The 16039-nt window shown below is 62.3% G+C and carries 16 protein-coding genes; 9 read left to right on the top strand and 7 right to left on the bottom strand.

Annotated features, from left to right (window positions below; translation table 11 throughout):
• Window positions 1-16: 16 nt before the first annotated feature.
• Complete coding sequence (locus BH682_RS07890; protein ID WP_042923278.1) at window positions 17-871, top strand: polyphosphate kinase 2 family protein; 855 nt, start codon at window positions 17-19, stop codon at window positions 869-871.
• Between the two features lie 16 nt (window positions 872-887).
• On the opposite strand, the gene BH682_RS07885 is transcribed toward BH682_RS07890, so the two are convergent.
• Window positions 888-1109, bottom strand: a complete 222-nt coding sequence (locus BH682_RS07885; RefSeq protein WP_039973486.1) for a hypothetical protein — start codon at window positions 1107-1109, stop codon at window positions 888-890.
• 114 nt (window positions 1110-1223) lie between these two features.
• On the opposite strand from BH682_RS07885, the gene BH682_RS07880 reads away from it, so the two are divergent.
• Window positions 1224-1793 carry a DUF2231 domain-containing protein gene (locus tag BH682_RS07880; protein ID WP_007735369.1) on the top strand — a complete coding sequence of 190 codons (570 nt, stop codon included), beginning with the start codon at window positions 1224-1226 and terminating at the stop codon, window positions 1791-1793.
• Window positions 1794-1815: 22 nt separating this feature from the next.
• Here BH682_RS07880 and BH682_RS07875 read toward each other — a convergent pair whose 3' ends face one another.
• Window positions 1816-2229: a DUF6292 family protein gene (locus BH682_RS07875; protein WP_003941464.1), complete on the bottom strand. Its 414-nt coding sequence runs from the start codon at window positions 2227-2229 to the stop codon at window positions 1816-1818.
• A gap of 120 nt (window positions 2230-2349) precedes the next feature.
• Between BH682_RS07875 and BH682_RS07870 the strand changes: the two genes are divergently transcribed.
• Window positions 2350-3618: a glycosyltransferase gene (locus BH682_RS07870; RefSeq protein ID WP_003941555.1), complete on the top strand. Its 1269-nt coding sequence runs from the start codon at window positions 2350-2352 to the stop codon at window positions 3616-3618.
• Between the two features lie 55 nt (window positions 3619-3673).
• Here BH682_RS07870 and BH682_RS07865 read toward each other — a convergent pair whose 3' ends face one another.
• Window positions 3674-4117 carry an STAS domain-containing protein gene (locus tag BH682_RS07865; protein ID WP_007735372.1) on the bottom strand — a complete coding sequence of 148 codons (444 nt, stop codon included), beginning with the start codon at window positions 4115-4117 and terminating at the stop codon, window positions 3674-3676.
• A gap of 391 nt (window positions 4118-4508) precedes the next feature.
• Between BH682_RS07865 and BH682_RS07855 the strand changes: the two genes are divergently transcribed.
• Together BH682_RS07855 and BH682_RS07850 are read left to right on the top strand one after the other, a co-directional pair.
• A complete protein-coding gene (locus BH682_RS07855) occupies window positions 4509-4940 on the top strand; it encodes an ATP-binding protein (RefSeq protein ID WP_003941553.1) in 432 nt (143 codons plus the stop codon).
• Complete coding sequence (locus tag BH682_RS07850; protein ID WP_003941515.1) at window positions 4937-5731, top strand: RNA polymerase sigma factor SigF; 795 nt, start codon at window positions 4937-4939, stop codon at window positions 5729-5731. The genes BH682_RS07855 and BH682_RS07850 overlap by 4 nt, the downstream gene beginning before the upstream one ends.
• A 37-nt stretch (window positions 5732-5768) precedes the next feature.
• Here BH682_RS07850 and BH682_RS07845 read toward each other — a convergent pair whose 3' ends face one another.
• From BH682_RS07845 to aceA, 4 genes are all read right to left on the bottom strand, one after another.
• The gene (locus BH682_RS07845) at window positions 5769-6809 is read right to left on the bottom strand and encodes an NAD(P)-dependent alcohol dehydrogenase (RefSeq protein WP_042452947.1); all 1041 of its coding nucleotides are present in this window, start codon (window positions 6807-6809) and stop codon (window positions 5769-5771) included.
• Between the two features lie 72 nt (window positions 6810-6881).
• Entirely contained in the window at window positions 6882-9188 is a 2307-nt protein-coding gene (gene metE, locus BH682_RS07840) for a 5-methyltetrahydropteroyltriglutamate--homocysteine S-methyltransferase (protein WP_003941510.1), read from the bottom strand.
• 91 nt (window positions 9189-9279) lie between these two features.
• A complete protein-coding gene (locus tag BH682_RS07835) occupies window positions 9280-10176 on the bottom strand; it encodes a 3-hydroxybutyryl-CoA dehydrogenase (RefSeq protein WP_003941541.1) in 897 nt (298 codons plus the stop codon).
• Between the two features lie 184 nt (window positions 10177-10360).
• The gene (aceA, locus tag BH682_RS07830; protein ID WP_003941533.1) at window positions 10361-11650 is read right to left on the bottom strand and encodes an isocitrate lyase; all 1290 of its coding nucleotides are present in this window, start codon (window positions 11648-11650) and stop codon (window positions 10361-10363) included.
• Window positions 11651-12154: 504 nt separating this feature from the next.
• Here aceA and BH682_RS07820 point away from each other — a divergent pair.
• From BH682_RS07820 to ramB, 4 genes are all read left to right on the top strand, one after another.
• Entirely contained in the window at window positions 12155-12778 is a 624-nt protein-coding gene (locus BH682_RS07820) for a serine/threonine protein kinase (protein WP_223304378.1), read from the top strand.
• Window positions 12779-12857: 79 nt separating this feature from the next.
• Window positions 12858-13145: an FmdB family zinc ribbon protein gene (locus tag BH682_RS07815; RefSeq protein WP_075832616.1), complete on the top strand. Its 288-nt coding sequence runs from the start codon at window positions 12858-12860 to the stop codon at window positions 13143-13145.
• 94 nt (window positions 13146-13239) lie between these two features.
• Window positions 13240-14499 carry a formamidase gene (gene fmdA / locus BH682_RS07810; protein WP_042923284.1) on the top strand — a complete coding sequence of 420 codons (1260 nt, stop codon included), beginning with the start codon at window positions 13240-13242 and terminating at the stop codon, window positions 14497-14499.
• A gap of 125 nt (window positions 14500-14624) precedes the next feature.
• Window positions 14625-16037 (top strand): acetate metabolism transcriptional regulator RamB, encoded by a 1413-nt coding sequence (gene ramB, locus BH682_RS07805; RefSeq protein ID WP_003941547.1) that lies wholly within the window; start codon window positions 14625-14627, stop codon window positions 16035-16037.
• Window positions 16038-16039: the final 2 nt, after the last annotated feature.

Below are 16039 nucleotides of genomic sequence, written 5' to 3'. Positions count from 1 at the left end.
GTGGCACTCTTTCGGCATGGCACAAGACTCGCTGTGGGAAACACCGGCCGCCAAGACCCTGCGGGCGGAGCCCGGGTTCGAACTCGATCAACTCGATCGCAACAGCACTCCGGGATTCACCGGAAACAAAGCTGACGGCGAACGTCTGCTCGAGGAGCGCGGCGCGGTTCTGTCCGACCTGCAGGAGTTGCTGTACGCCAACGGCCGGTCAGGAAACAGTCGTTCAGTCCTGCTGGTTCTGCAAGGAATGGACACCGCAGGCAAGGGCGGCATGGTCCGACACGTGATCGGTCACGTGGATCCTTCGGGAGTTCAGCACGCGGCCTTCGGCGTCCCGACCGAAGAGGAAAAGCAACATCACTACCTTTGGCGGATCAAGAAGGAACTCCCCCGCGGCGGCTATCTCGGTGTGTTCGATCGCTCCCACTACGAGGACGTCCTGGTAGTGCGCGTCCACGATCTTGTCCCGGAGGATGTCTGGAGCAAGCGCTACGACGAGATCAACCAGTTCGAAAAGGAACTCGTCGACGCCGGAACCACTATCGTGAAAGTCGCGATGTTCGTCTCGCTCGACGAGCAGAAGAAGCGACTCGAAGAACGTCTCGACCGCCCGGACAAGTATTGGAAGTACAACCCCGGCGACGTGACCGAACGCGGTTTGTGGCCTGCATATCAACAGGCGTATCAGGCAATGCTCGACAAGACGTCGACCGAGCACGCGCCGTGGTACGTCGTGCCGTGTGATCGGAAGTGGTACAGCCGCATTGCGGTCACGGAGCTACTGATCGACGCTCTGGAAAAGCTCGATCTCGACTGGCCCCCTGCCGACTTCGACATCGAGGCGGAGAAGGCACGACTCGCACAGTCTTGATCAGAAGCAGGCCTGATCAGAACAGGTGTGGGGATTCGCGGTGCACTTTGTGGTCGTGACGCACAGTACTGGCGTACAGGGCTACCGCGAGGCCGATGCACGCGACGCCGGCGAGGCCGGCGATCAATGCCCAACCACCCTGGCCTGAACCTGCCGCCACCAGAAAACTGCCGAGGCAGACCACTGTGGCCAGCACCAGGAAATACGACGCCCACGCTGCAAAGAGATTGAGCTTCATCGTTCGCTCCTCCGGTCGGATCTCTTTCGTTTCGACCGTACGCCGGAGCATGACGGTCGACAAGACACCGCACTCGCGAGGTTTCCCGACGTCTACGCCGGGTAGCCGAATTACATGGACATCGGAACTCTTTATCGCGGAATCGAATCCGCTCGCGGACTGGACGGTCCGTCCACTGGCCTCAGGCGCAGAATCCTCGAGATCACGGAGCGATCCGACCGATCGCGCACTGTCGCCGCACTTCTGCGCGGCGCCGCCGTCGGGCATCCCATCCATCCTGCCCTCGTGACCATTCCCGCGGGCGCGTGGACGGCTTCGTTGATCTTCGATGTTCTAGGCGATCCGCAGACTGCACGACGGCTGATCGGGCTCGGATTGGTTTCGACTCCGCCGGCTTTGCTGACGGGATGGCTGGACTGGTCCGAACGTGGCGACGTCGCACGCCGAGTGGGGCTGGTGCACGCGGCGTCGAATGCAGTGGGGATCTGGTCTTTTGCGGCGTCGTACAGGCTACGCGGAAAGGACTCACTCGCGCTGGCGCGAGTGCTGTCGGTGCTGGGGCTCACCGCGGTCGGTGTCGGTGGCGCGCTCGGTGGTCACATCGTTTTCAAGCTCATGGACGATCCGGCCGTCGAGGCTGCAGCGACTCCGGTTCTCGATCCCATCCTGGATGTAGTCAACTGAGCCGATCGGACCTCGATACTGTTCAGGCGTAAGCACTTCCGGAGTAGCTCCGCAGTTCTCGCGCGGTCTCGTCCGAATCCGCCAATGGTCTGTTCATGACCCAGTGTGGGCTGCGCGTACCCAGTGTCGCGGCAAAATCGGCGACGGCGTCCGGGGTCGGCACTGCGTGTTCGCCCAGATATCCGAGAACGATGAGGTCCTCCCCTGATCTGGTCTCCACGGCCAGGGCCCAACCGCACGTCTCCTCCCACAGCAAAGCCACCTCGCGCCCGGGGAAACGCGGCACAGTTCGGTCCAATGCGATGTAAGCCTCCAGAGGGTGCTCGCGCCTGCAACACCACTGCTCGATGCCGGCCCCCACACCGACCGCCACCCGTTGTACGTACCGCTCGAACCCGAGTCCGACGGTTGCGTCGACCAGCATTTGTTCTGTCATCGAACCTCACTCCTCGCCATCGTGTTTGGAATGTGCCCAGCGCTGACCGCGTCGAAACCCGGTTCAGATCACGGACTCCGGGTATCCCCAGACGAACCGATCAAGTGGAGAGGGGACCCGATGAAGTACTCGCCCGCTATGGCTCCCGGACGAATGCTGAAGATCTCCATGGTGTCGGTGAACGCCGATCCACTCGCACCGGTGGGCTGCTCGGCAGCCGGTGCACAGAACCTGCACGTCGACGAACTGTCTGCCGCCTTGGTTCGTGCCGGACACGACGTCACCGTCTTCACCAGGCGTGCCCACGTCGGTGGGCCGGACCGCGTTCGCGCCCGCGCCGGGTACTCCGTCGACTATCTCGAGGCCGGCCCGACGCAGGCTCTTCCGGATGCCGACATCCTCCCTCACCTGGGAACCTTTGCCAGCATTCTGCGCGCTCAGTGGAGTACCGACCGACCCGATGTGGTGCACTCGCACTTCTGGATGTCCGGTGTGGCAACGGAACTCGCGACCCGATCGCTCGGCATCCCCGTACTTCAGACATTCCATTCCCTGGGATCTGCGGCGCACCGCCACCTTGGAGCAGCCGACGACAGCCCCTCGGAGCGGACTCACCTGGAACCGTTGATCGCCAGGGGCGCAACCCATGTCATCGCGACCAGTTCGGACGAAATCTTCGATCTGGTCCGGCAGGGATCACCGCGATCACGGACCACGATGGTGCCCTCGGGCGTGGACACCGAAGCATTCACCCCGGAGGGACCCGCCGCGAAGAAAACCGCACCGCATCGATTGATCTGCGTCGGAAGACTGGTGGAGCAGAAGGGCTTCGATGTTGCCGTCGCCGCGCTGGCTTCGCTGCCGGATACGGAGTTGGTGGTGATCGGCGGGCCACCCGTCGCGCAACTGAGCACCGACGAAGTGGCGATCCGCTTGGTCAAGCTCGCCGAGCGCCTCGGCGTCGCAGATCGCGTCCAATTGTTGGGACGGGTTCCGCACCGCCAACTACCGAAACTGATGCGATCGGCCGACGCCCTCGTGTGCACCCCTCGATACGAACCGTTCGGAATCGCGGCGCTGGAAGCAATGGCGTGCGGAGTTCCCGTAGTCGCGACTCCTGTTGGCGGACTGCGGGATACGGTGATCGACGGACTCACCGGGCGTCGGGTCCCGGTCAACAACCCGGTGGAAACCGCGCGCGCAGTCCGCCATCTTCTCGACGACGAGGACGAAGGCGCGGCGTTTGCACGGCAGAGCCGGGCCCGAGCGTGCGAATCGTATTCGTGGGATCACGTCGCCACCGAAGTGGTCCGCACCTACGGCCGCTGCGTCACAGCACCGCCGAGAGCCCGCCAACACAAGGGCACTCACCGAAGTGAAGTGCACTGACGCTGACGGGCTCTACGAAACTGAATTTCACGAAGCTTGGACTGAAACTGCGTGATCAAGCGGGGAAACGTCGGGTCTCTTCGAGTCCGATTGCATGATCGAGCGACTCGTAGCAGGCAAACATCGACTCCTGACCAGCTGCTTTGAGCAACCTTTGCACCGGGCGGGCGCAGACGAGCGCGAGTGTGCCGCCCACGTCGCGTGATCGCGTCGACAGGACCGACAGTACGGACAAGCCGCACGTCCCCATGAATTCGAGTTCGGATAGATCGACGACCAGCGTCCGGTCCGCGGCCACGTGGTACGTCAAGAAGTCACGAAAAGCATTGGCGCTCATCAGATCGATCTCACCACGAACTTTGATCACAGCGGTGTGTGCACTGATGCGGTGCGCGTGAAACGATGCGGTCGCTGTCCCGGTCGCGGGAGGTCCGTAGTCTACCGATCCCTTCGCCGCGTTCGTAAAGCCTGAAATAGATGATCCTGGAACAACAGTCATGGTTCTCCCATCCCGCAACGGTTTACACTCTGCAAAAGAGAAGGGACCTCCGAAGGAGACGCACGATGAACGGGTCTCCAGAAATACGGATAAATCCCTCATCGGCTGTGTGCTCAACCTCGGTTTGAAACAGTACGCCAGCATGACGGACGTCACAAGTGCGTTGCGACCATTCGTTTCGGTGTTCCGAACAAAAATGTGGTTTGGTCTGCGGTTCCGCGAGGTAATCCGATGTTGCGATCGCCAACGGTCGTGAGCAGAATCGTGTCGTTTACCCCGACACCACCATCGACCAAATTTCGTGTTCGGGGGTCACTGTGAAGGTCGGGATGGGTATCGTTCTCGGCACCAGACTTCACCGCGACCCCTGGTACGACGATCCGGAGAACTTATGGCACACCTCAGCGCACTCGAGCCCGATCAGGATCAGACTCAGCCAGTTGTGGAGTTGAGGATTCAAGCGACTCTCGATCAGCTGTCGATTTTGCGTGCACTGGCCGCCACCGTTGCCATTCAGGAAAACTTCGACCTCGACGCCATCGCCGACATCAAACTGGCCATGGACGAAATCTGTACGCATCTGATCGTTCGCGCTGCGCCTGATTCGGTTCTGGTGTGTCGGTTCGTCTTCACGCCCCCGCAATTGCACGTGTCCGTGTCCACGACGACCACGGAGTACGAGGACAGCAGTCAGCGTTCGTTCGGGTGGCACATCCTCACCGAACTCACCGATTCGATTTCGCTCGACCAGGAAGAGAACCTCGGCGGCGTCGGCTACATCACCACCATGAAGTTCACCAAGGCCCTCAGCGGGCGCCTGTGACCGCTTCCGCAGACGGCCCGTCACGCCCGCGTCGGCGGTCCACCGACGAATATCGGGACGTAATACCAGTTTTCGAGGAACTGCGGACCCTCGAGCCCCACAGCCCGGAGTACGAACGAGTGCGCACTGCACTCATCACCAGATGCCTACCGTTGGCCGAGCACATCGCCAGACGATTCGACGGTCGTGGCGAGGCACACGACGATCTGGTTCAGGTGGCGCGTCTCGGTCTGGTCAACGCCGTCGACCGTTTCGATTCCACGCGCGGATCCGATTTCGTCTCGTTCGCAGTTCCCACCGTCATGGGCGAGGTTCGACGACACTTCCGCGACACCGGTTGGGCATTGCGGGTTCCCCGCCGGATGAAGGAGTTGCACTTCCAACTCGGGCAGGCCATCAGCGAGCTGTCACAACAGCTCGGGCACGCGCCGACCGTCGACGAGTTGGCCGAGACGTTGGGGATCGAACGCGAAGAAGTTGCCCAGGCCTTGATCGCCGGCAACGCGTATCAGACGGTCTCGGTCGACGGTGCCGCGTCCAATCACACCGACGATCTCCCGCTCGTGGAAACACTCGGTGACTACGACGCAGCACTCGAGAACGTCGAGAATCACGAGGCGTTGCGTCCGCTTCTCGACAAGCTGCCCGAGCGAGAGCGGACGGTGTTGATGCTCAGATTCTTCGGAAATCTGACGCAGACACAGATCGCCGAGAAAGTCGGTGTGTCCCAGATGCACGTGTCGAGGTTGCTCGCGAAGACATTGAGTAATCTTCGCGAGCAACTCGACTGAGCTCCGCGAACAATTCGACTGAGCAGGACCGGGCGGGTCAGATCGTTGCGGTGTCGATCACGAATCGGTATCGGACGTCGCTCTTGATCACGCGCTCGTAAGCGTCGTTGATGTCGCTCGCCGGGATCAGTTCGATTTCTGCGCCGATGCCGTGCTCGGCGCAGAAGTCGAGCATCTCCTGTGTCTGCGGGATACCGCCGACCATGGAGCCGGCGAGGCTACGACGGTTTGCGGCGAGCGAGAATGCTCGAACTTCGATCGGCTTCTCGGGCAGGCCGAGTTCGACGAGAGTGCCGTTGATGGCGAGCAAGGACATGTAGGCGTCGATGTCGAGGTTGACCGAGACCGTGTTGAGGATCAGGTCGAACTCGCCACGAAGAGCCTTGAACGTCTCACGGTCGTTGGTCGCGTAGTAGTGATCGGCACCGAGACGAAGGCCGTCTTCCTTCTTGCCGAGCGTCTGGCTCAGGACGGTGACTTCCGCGCCGAGCGCCTTGGCGATCTTCACACCGACGTGACCGAGGCCGCCGAACCCGATGATGGCGACCTTCTTGCCGGGGCCGGCATTCCAGTGCCGCAGCGGTGAGTACAAGGTGATGCCCGCGCACAGGAGCGGCGCTGCAACGTCGAGTTCGATGCCCTCCGGGATCGAGAGCACGAAGTGCTCGGTGACGACGATGTGCGTCGAGTAGCCACCCTGAGTGCGCTCGCCGTCGCGGCCGGTGGCGTTGTACGTACCCGTCACACCCTTGCGGCAGTACTGCTCTTCACCGGCGGTGCAGGCGTCGCACTCCCCGCACGAGTCGACGAAGCAGCCGACGCCCACGCGGTCGCCGACCTTGTGCTTGGTGACATCGGACCCCACGGCGGCGACGACGCCGGCGATTTCGTGTCCGGGGACGATCGGGTACTTGGCTCCGCCCCACTCGTTGCGAGCGGTGTGGATGTCGGAATGGCAGATGCCGGCAAATTTGATGTCGATGAGAATGTCCAGTGGACCGAGCTCGCGGCGTTCGACAGTGGTCTTCTCGAGGGGACCGTCAGCGGACGTCGCGGCATAAGCAGCAGCAGTAACCATGCACACATGCCTACCCGTGCATGGAGGGACCTGCAACTCGCAGGCCCCTCCATGACTTGTTCTTTACGTGACTTACCCGGCGTCGCGCTCGGCTTGCTCCGCCCGACGACGCAGGCGCCTCGCGGCCGCAACCATATTGCGCAGCGAAGGCTCGAGTTGCCACGGATGGCGGGTCTTGAGGCCGCCGTCCGGATTTGCCCACAATCGATCGAGAGAGATCGATTCGCTTGCCTCGGTGAGCAATTCGTCGAGTTCGTCGATGTCGGGAATCCGAGCCGAGCGAGATTCGTAGACACCGGGGCCGACGCCGTGCGTGAGCGCGCCTTCCTTGAGTGCTTCGAGAACCCACGTGATGGAGCGGGTCGCGACGATAGCCGTCACATCGGCGTCCAACCGTTCGATGGCGTCGACCACCGACGACCGAGCGGAGTACGTCAAATGTGTGTGGATCTGTGTTTCCGGCTTCGCTCCACCCGTTGCCAGACGGAACGCGTCGACGGCCCACTCCAGGTAGGCCTCCCGGCCGTCCTCACGCAGTGGCAGCAGTTCACGAATTGCCGGTTCGTCCACCTGGATGATGGCGATTCCGGCAGCTTCGAGATCCGCGATTTCGTCTCGAATGACAAGTGCCAGTTGCTCTGCCGTTTCGTAGAGCGGCTGATCCTGGCGAACGAACGAACGGGCGATCATGGTGACCGGACCCGTCAGCATGCCCTTGACCGGCTTGTCGGTCAGCGACTGCGCGTACGCAATCCACTCGACCGTCATCGGCTTCGGACGTGCGATGTCGCCGTAGAGGATCGGCGGACGCGTGCAACGAGATCCGTAGGCCTGAACCCAACCGTTGTGCGTGAAGGCATAGCCCTCGAGCAGTTCGGCGAAGTACTGGACCATGTCGTTGCGCTCGTGCTCGCCGTGCACGAAAACATCGAGACCGATGTCCTCTTGCAGACGGATTGTGCGCTCGATCTCTTCCTGGATGCGCTTGTAGTAGTCGTCCCACTCCAAACGCCCCTGGCCGAGTTCGTAACGAGCCTGGCGAATCGCGTCGGTCTGCGGGAACGAACCCAGTGTCTGGGCCGGCACCAAGGGCAGATTCAACCGTTCCTGCTGAGCCTTACGACGCTCCTCGTACGGTGCACGCACACGATCTTCGGGCTTGATCGCGTTCACCCGAGCACGGACAGCGTGCTTGAGCTTGAAGTGCACCTTCGTCGGACGCTTACGCCACTTGTCCGAAGGACCTTCGGTGAGCGCCTTCGCCAGTGAGACGACTTCGCCGACCTTCTGCTTCGCAAAAGCCAGACGGTCTGCGACGTCTCCCGGAATGTCGTACTCGGAGAGCACGTCGTACGGCACGTGCAGCAGCGACGACGACGTGGAGACGACGAGGTCAGGCACAACGTCTTTGAGTTCGTTCAGGTACGTCAAGGTGTTGAACCGGTCGACGCGCCAGACGTTGCGACCGTCGACGACGCCCGCGTAGATGCGCTTGCGCTTGATGTTCGGCACCGCGGCCAGTTCCTCGGCCGTGATCTTGCCGTGCACCAGGTCCAGACCGAAGGCTTCGATCTTGGTGGGCGCCAAGATGTTGAGGGCTTCGCCGAACTTGCCGTACGGACCCGTCACCAACAGGCGCGGGCGCAGCGGGGCCGTCGAAAGCTTCTCGTACGCACGTCCCAGAGCGGCTAGCTCCTCGGGGGTGCGGTCCTCGGTGACCGAAGGCTCGTCCAACTGAACACAGGTCGCACCGGCCTTGGCGAGCTGCTCGAAGAGCTTCTCGTACTCGGGCAGGAGCGCGTCCAACAGGTCGAGCGGGGTGAAGTTCGGATCGGACTTCTCGGTGGCAGGTCCGACCTTCGAAAGCAGAAGCAGCGAGACGGGCCCCATGATGACGGGGCGCAATTCGATGCCGCGCGCCTTCGCACGTTCGAACTCGTCGAGAAGTGCATCCGAGTTGAGCGAGAACACTGTGTTCGCGTCGATCTCGGGCTGACGGTAGTAGTAGTTCGTACCGAAGAAGCGCACCAGCTCGAGAGGCGGGAAGTCCGGGCGGCCGCGGGCCATAGTGAAGTAGAAATCGAGCGGCTCGAGGGCGCCCTCGAGCGGCTTGAACCGCTCCGGCACTGCGCCGAAGAGCAGCGCATTGTCGAGCACGTGATCGTAGAAGGAGAAGGTGTTGCCGGGAACCTGGCTCAATCCCGTCGCAGCCAATTCGCTCCAGGTCGATTCCTGGAGTTCCTTGGCGACCGCGAGAAGTGCGTCCTTGTCCGAAGTGCCGTGCCAGTAGGACTCGAGGGCGCGCTTGAGCTCACGGCGCGGCCCGATGCGCGGATACCCCAGGACGCTGGAGCCGAATGCTGCAGTGCTGCTGGACATGCGGTCGACCTTTCTAACCGAGGGGCGCGAGCGCCCTGTGCGCCTTTGTGGTAGCCGGAACTACCAGAAAGGCGCACAGGGGCGTTGGGCCTTAGCTTGCCTGCTTGGTGGAGCGACCGTTGTCGGCGTACTCGTAGAAGCCCGCGCCGGACTTCTTGCCGGTCAAGCCTGCTTCGACCATACGCAGGAGCAACGGCGGAGCGGAGTACAGCGGCTCCTTGAACTCTTCGTACATGGAGTCGGCGATGGACTTGACGGTGTCGAGTCCGACCAGGTCCGTCAGAGCCAGCGGACCCATGGGGTGCGCGAGGCCGAGAACCGTTGCCTTGTCGATGTCTTCCTTGGTCGCGAAGCCCGACTCGACCATGCGGATCGCCGAGAGCAGGTACGGCACCAGGAGTGCGTTGACGACGAAGCCGGAGCGGTCGGCACTGCGGACGACCTGCTTGCCGAGGATGTCGCTGGCAAAAGCCTCGGCGCGCTGCGAGACGGAGGCACTGGTCTTGAGCGTCGTCACCAATTCGACGAGCGGCAGAACCGGAACCGGGTTGAAGAAGTGCATGCCGATGACTCGCTCGGGACGCTTGGTCGAGATGCCGAGCTTCATGATCGGGATCGACGACGTGTTGGACGCGAGAACCGCATCCGGGTCCGTCACGACCGCGTCGAGCTCGGCGAAGATTTCGCTCTTGATCTTCTCGTCTTCGACGACGGCCTCCACGACGAGCTGGCGGTCCGCGAAATCTCCCAGATCGGAGGTGAAACGCAGACGCCATGCGGCCTGCTCACGCTCACGTTCTGTGATCTTTCCGCTGCTCACGCCGCGGTCGAGCGAACGCAGGATGCGTGAACGCCCGGCTGCTGCAAGCTCGCGAGTCTGCTCGAAGACCAGAACATCGACATGTGCGCGGGCGCACACCTCGGCGATTCCGGCACCCATGATTCCGGCGCCGATAACGCCGACGCGCTGAATTTTTTCGCTGGTCACGTCAGCTCCTTGTTTGTCTCGTGGAGTTTGTCTGGTGAAGGTGTTGCAAAACAAGCACTTCGAACTGCGTCGACGCTGGTGGCCGACGCAATCGGAACTGCCTTGAAGACGAGAGAAAGTAGTGCGGTGATACAAGCAGGGGAGAGACCCGAAGCCGAGCCTCTCCCCCACCCGAAGTCAGTTCTTAGTGGAACTGTCCCTCTTCGGTGGAGCCCTTGAGAGCTGCCGTCGAGGTGTTGGGGTCAACGGTGGTGGCGATGGTGTCGAAGTAGCCGGCGCCAACCTCACGCTGGTGCTTGATGGCGGTGAAGCCACGCTCTTCGGCAGCCTTGAACTCGCGCTCCTGCAGGTCGACGAATGCCGTCATGCCTTCGCGGGCGTAGCCGTAGGCAAGGTCGAACATGCCGTAGTTGAGCGAGTGGAAGCCGGCCAGCGTGATGAACTGGAACTTGAAGCCCATTGCGCCGAGCTCCTTCTGGAACTTCGCGATGGTCGCGTCGTCCAGGTGCGCCTTCCAGTTGAAGGAAGGGGAGCAGTTGTAGGCCAGGAGCTGGTCCGGGAATTCGCTGCGAACGGACTCGGCGAACTTCTTTGCAACCTCGAGATCCGGCACGCCGGTCTCCATCCAGATGAGGTCTGCGTACGGTGCGTAAGCCTTGGCGCGAGCGATGCAGGGCTCGATGCCGTTCTTGACGCCGTAGAAGCCTTCAGCCGTGCGGGTTCCGTCGAGGAACGGGCGGTCACGCTCGTCCACGTCGGAGGTGATGAGGGTTGCGGCCTCAGCGTCGGTGCGGGCGATGATGACGGACGGAACGTCCGCGACGTCGGAAGCCAGGCGAGCCGAGGTCAGGGTGCGGATGTGCTGCTGCGTGGGGATGAGCACCTTGCCGCCGAGGTGGCCGCACTTCTTCTCCGAAGCGAGCTGATCCTCCCAGTGGACACCGGCAGCGCCGGCGCCGATCATGGCCTTCTGCAGCTCGTAAGCGTTGAGAGCGCCACCGAAGCCGGCTTCGGCGTCGGCAACGATCGGAGCGAGCCAGTTGCTGACGGAGGTGTCACCCTCGGTCTTGGCGATCTCGTCGGCGCGCAGCAGTGCGTTGTTGATGCGACGGACGACGGTCGGAACCGAGTTGGCCGGGTAGAGGCTCTGGTCCGGGTACGTGTGGCCCGAGAGGTTCGCATCGCCGGCAACCTGCCAACCGGAGAGGTAGATGGCCTTCAGGCCGGCGCGAACCTGCTGCACAGCCATGTTGCCGGTAAGTGCACCGAGGGAGTTGATGTAGTCCTCGTTGTTCACGAGATCCCACAGGATCTCGGATCCGCGACGAGCGAGGGTCTGCTCCTCGACGACGGTGCCCTGGAGCTTGACGACCTGATCGGCCGTGTAGTTACGAGTAACGCCCTTCCAGCGAGGGTTGGTGTCCCAATCCTGCTGGAGCTCAGCTGCGGTCTTCGGGGTGCCGGTGGTCGACATCAAGACTCCATCTCTTTGATCTGCTGGTCCGGCCTGTTGTGAGCAGTACGTGCGTACTACTTCACATACTTGCCAGGCCCTTCTTGTGTACTTACCGAGAATGGCACATCGAAAAAGTGCCGTCTACCTGTTGCTAATGCCAATCTTCGCTACCTTTTCAACACACTTTGCTAAGTCTGTGAAGATTCCTACGCGGCTGGTACTACCCAATCGGACAGGTTCCGTACTGGCGAGTAGGAAAGAAACCGCAGGCTGTGAACGAAATGCACTCAACTCTGCCGCTTGCGAATTCCGGCAGTTCGCACGCCACTCGGAACAGGCCTGTCCGCTACTTCGGAGCCAACTTCACTACCCGCGAGTGACCGCAATCACTCCTCGGCAACAGCCTTCGCTCGGGCGATTCCAGGGATCTACCCGTCAGAAAGCCACAGACAACCCATTCGCCGGCCATATGCTGTCGAACCATGACTTGTCGTTCGACGCCCCCGACCGGGCGATAAAGCGGTGCCGGACAACTATCAGCGGCCACCGAACAACCAGGCATGGTCGCAATCCGGTCCACAGCCGCCGCAGTTGGGCTACCGAGCCGCGCCGCAGTCGTATCCCCCGCCCCAGGGATTCCCGCCTGCACCGCCACGTGGAAATCCGCCGCCGCGTCGGCCCGGCTGGGTGATTCCGGTATCCGTAATCGGAGTCATCACTGTGTTGGCTCTCTTCGGCGGGCTTGCCTGGGTCCTCTGGCCGAAGGACGTCCCCAACTCGGCCGCCGGTGGCGCCGCCCACACCACCATCAGCGCCGCGAACACACCCGGCACCACGACAACCGCTCCCAGCACGACATCCCCGACGACCACACGCGCCGCGAACTTCCCGGCCGGTGCGTCCGCCTGCCCCGGCGGGCAGCCGGCCGGAAGTTACAAGGAGTCCGCGACAAGTGGGGGCAAAACTTCATGTGAGTTTGCCGAGGCGGTTCGGATCGCCTACGGGAACTCCGGTGCAACCGGTGCATCCAGCACCGTGTCCGCACGTAGTCCGGTGACCGGCAAGGAGTACACGATGGCATGCAAGGTGACCTCCGGCATCGTCACCTGTACCGGCGGAGACAACGCGGTTGTGTACTTGCGCTGACGGGCGCAATTGCGGCATCGGCAACCCGGTGCGTGTCGTTCCAGTGTCGCACTTACGGATCCTCCGATAGCGTGACCGCATGCCTCTGTACGAGTTTCGCTGTACCGGCTGCGGCCCGCTCGAGCGGTCGTTCGCGATGGCCGAAGTGCCCCAGTCGATTACTTGCCCCCAGTGCAGTCTCGAGTCCAAGCGGGTGGTCTCGTCTCCCCGGTTGAGTCACGCGTCGCCGGCCGCGATGGGTCTACTGGACAGCACTGCTCGATCGGCTCACGAGCCTGCCGTGGTCAGTGGGTCGCTACCCGGCCGCGGCCGGCAATCTCCGCCGACGACATCCAATCCGTTGCACCGCAAGCTACCTCGCCCCTGAGCGTCTTCACCGCGCGTCCTCGCCGTGAGTCCCGATCCGACACGAAAGTCCTGCCGCCACGAGTTTTCCGTTTCTTCGAGAATGAGGAGTGCATATGCCTGAACTGCTGTTTCCACTCGATTCCGCCAAGAAATTCACCGACCAGGCAATCGTCGGCCACAATCGGTGGCACCCGGACATCCCAGCGGCGGTGACGGTGAAACCCGGTGATGCGTTTCGTGTCCATTGCCGCGAATGGTTCGACGGCGCAATACACAACGACGACTCGGCCGACGACATTCTGAATGCACCACTGACCACGGTCCACACGCTGTCCGGCCCCTTTGCCGTCGAAGGCGCGAAGCCCGGCGACCTCTTGATCGTCGACATCTTGGATATCGGGCCTATCCCCCAAGAAGATTCGGGTCCGTTGGCCGGCCAAGGCTGGGGGTACACCGGCATCTTCCCTCGGAACAACGGCGGTGGCTTCCTCACCGAACAGTTCCCCGACGCGTACAAGGCCGTCTGGGATTTCTCCGGCCAAACGGCGACGTCGCGTCACATTCCGCACGTCTCGTTCACGGGCATCGTCCACCCGGGACTCATGGGCACGGCTCCGTCGGCAGCCTTGCTCGCCAAGTGGAATGCCCGCGAGGGCGCCCTCATTGCCACCGATCCCAATCGGGTTCCCCCGCTTGCACTTCCGCCCGAGCCCCGCGATGCAGTACTGGGAACCTTGACCGGTGACGAGTACACACGCGTGGCCGGCGAGGCGGCGCGCACCGCTCCCCCTCGCGAGAACGGTGGAAACCAGGACATCAAGAACCTCACCAAGGGCAGCCGAATCTTCTATCCGGTATTCGTGGACGGTGCGAATCTGTCGGTCGGCGATCTTCACTTCTCCCAGGGCGACGGAGAGATCACTTTCTGCGGTGCCATCGAGATGGGCGGCTTCATCGATCTTCGTGTGGACATCATCAAGGGCGGAATGGATACCTACGGCGTTTCCGAGAACGCCATCTTCATGCCGGGCAACACGGATCCGCAGTATTCCGAGTGGCTTGCGTTCTCGGGCACTTCCGTCACGTTGGACGGCGAACAGAAGTACCTGGATTCACATCTGTCCTACCAGCGTGCGTGCCTGCATGCGATCGAGTATCTGACCAAGTTCGGGTACGCGCCAGAGCAGGCGTACCTGCTACTCGGCGCGGCGCCGATCGAGGGCCGCCTGTCGGGTGTCGTGGATATCCCCAACTCGTGTTCGACGGTCTATCTCCCGACTGCGATCTTCGACTTCCCCCTTGCACCCTCGTCGAGCGGGCCGTTCCAGATCGATCCCGGAATCGGCGCCCCGCGTTCGGAGAACAGGGTCTAGGCCTCCGGCCCCGTGAGTGGTTAGGGAGTGCCGAGGCTCCTCAACCACTCACGGGGGCGGAGCCCCTGTGCGAAGACTGCGAACCCACCTTTGCGAAGCCGGACTGTCACTCGTATCCTGGGAAAATGTCGAAAACCTTTGTCGGTGTCCGGCTCCGCCAACTGCGGACCGAGCGCGGGTTGAGTCAGGCTTCGCTGGCCAAGACGCTCGAGATCTCGGCAAGCTATCTCAATCAGATCGAGCACGACGTCCGGCCACTCACCGTGCCGGTGCTCCTGCGAATCAGTGAAGTCTTCGGTGTCGACACCACCTTCTTCTCCCCGCAGGACGACACACGCCTGATCGCGGAAATGCGTGAAGTTGCCCTCGATCAAGAGATGGGTATCGACGCCGACGCCCACGAAATCGCGGAGATGGTCTCCACCCACCCGGGCCTGGCCAAGGCGATGGTGAACATGCATCGCCGCTTCCGGAACACGACGGCGCAGCTCGCCGCAGCCACGGAGGACCGTTTCTCGGACGGCAGCGGCAGCGGTTCGATCACCATGCCGCACGAGGAAGTGCGCGACTACTTCTATCAGCGACAGAACTACATCCACGATCTCGACACCGCGGCCGAAGAACTCACTGCCCGGATGCGCTTTCACCGTGGCGACGTCGCCGGCGAGATCGCCAGACGCCTCGAGTCCGTCCATGACGTGCAGATCGTTCGACGAGTCGACTTGGGCGAGAACATACTTCACCGTTACGACCCGGACACCAGGGTCCTGGAAATTTCCGCAAGGCTCTCCGGCGGGCAACAGGTCTTCAAGTTCGCGACAGAACTCGCATACCTCGAGCATGGCGACCTGCTCGACTCGTTGGTGGCCGAGGGCAACTTCACCAGCGAAGCGTCGGTCTCCCTGGCGAAGCTTGGTTTGGCCAACTATTTCGCCGCGGCCACCGTGCTGCCCTACAGCCAGTTTCACGAGGTTGCCGAGGACTTCCGGTACGACATCGAGCGCATGTCCGCCTTCTATTCCGCGAGCTACGAGACGATCTGCCACCGCCTCTCGACCCTGCAGCGCCCCAAACTTCGCGGGGTTCCGTTCATGTTCGTGCGTGTCGATCGTGCCGGAAACATGTCGAAGCGTCAGTCCGCCACCGGATTCCACTTCTCCACCAGCGGCGGTACGTGCCCGCTGTGGAACGTCTACGAGACGTTCTCGTATCCGGGCAAGATCATGCCTCAGATCGCGCAGATGCCCGACGGTCGTCGATACCTCTGGGTTGCGCGCACGGTCGAACGTCGAGCGGCTCGATACGGACAGCCCGCAAAGATCTTCGCCATCGGATTGGGATGCGAGATTCGACACGCCCACCGACTCGTCTACAGCGACGGTCTGGATCTGGACGAGTCGAATCCGGGAACGCCGATCGGCTCGGGCTGCCGTGTCTGCGAACGCCTCAATTGTCCGCAGCGTGCCTTCCCTCCGTTGGGTAAAGACCTCGACATCAGCGAGCACCGGAGTTCGATTTCGCCGTACGTGATTCGCTGACC

The organism is Rhodococcus sp. YL-1 (assembly GCF_001942025.1).
Lineage (GTDB): Bacteria > Actinomycetota > Actinomycetes > Mycobacteriales > Mycobacteriaceae > Rhodococcus_F > Rhodococcus_F qingshengii.
The sequence above is the reverse complement of the archived record's forward strand: the minus strand, read 5'-3'. Positions and strand labels throughout refer to the sequence as shown.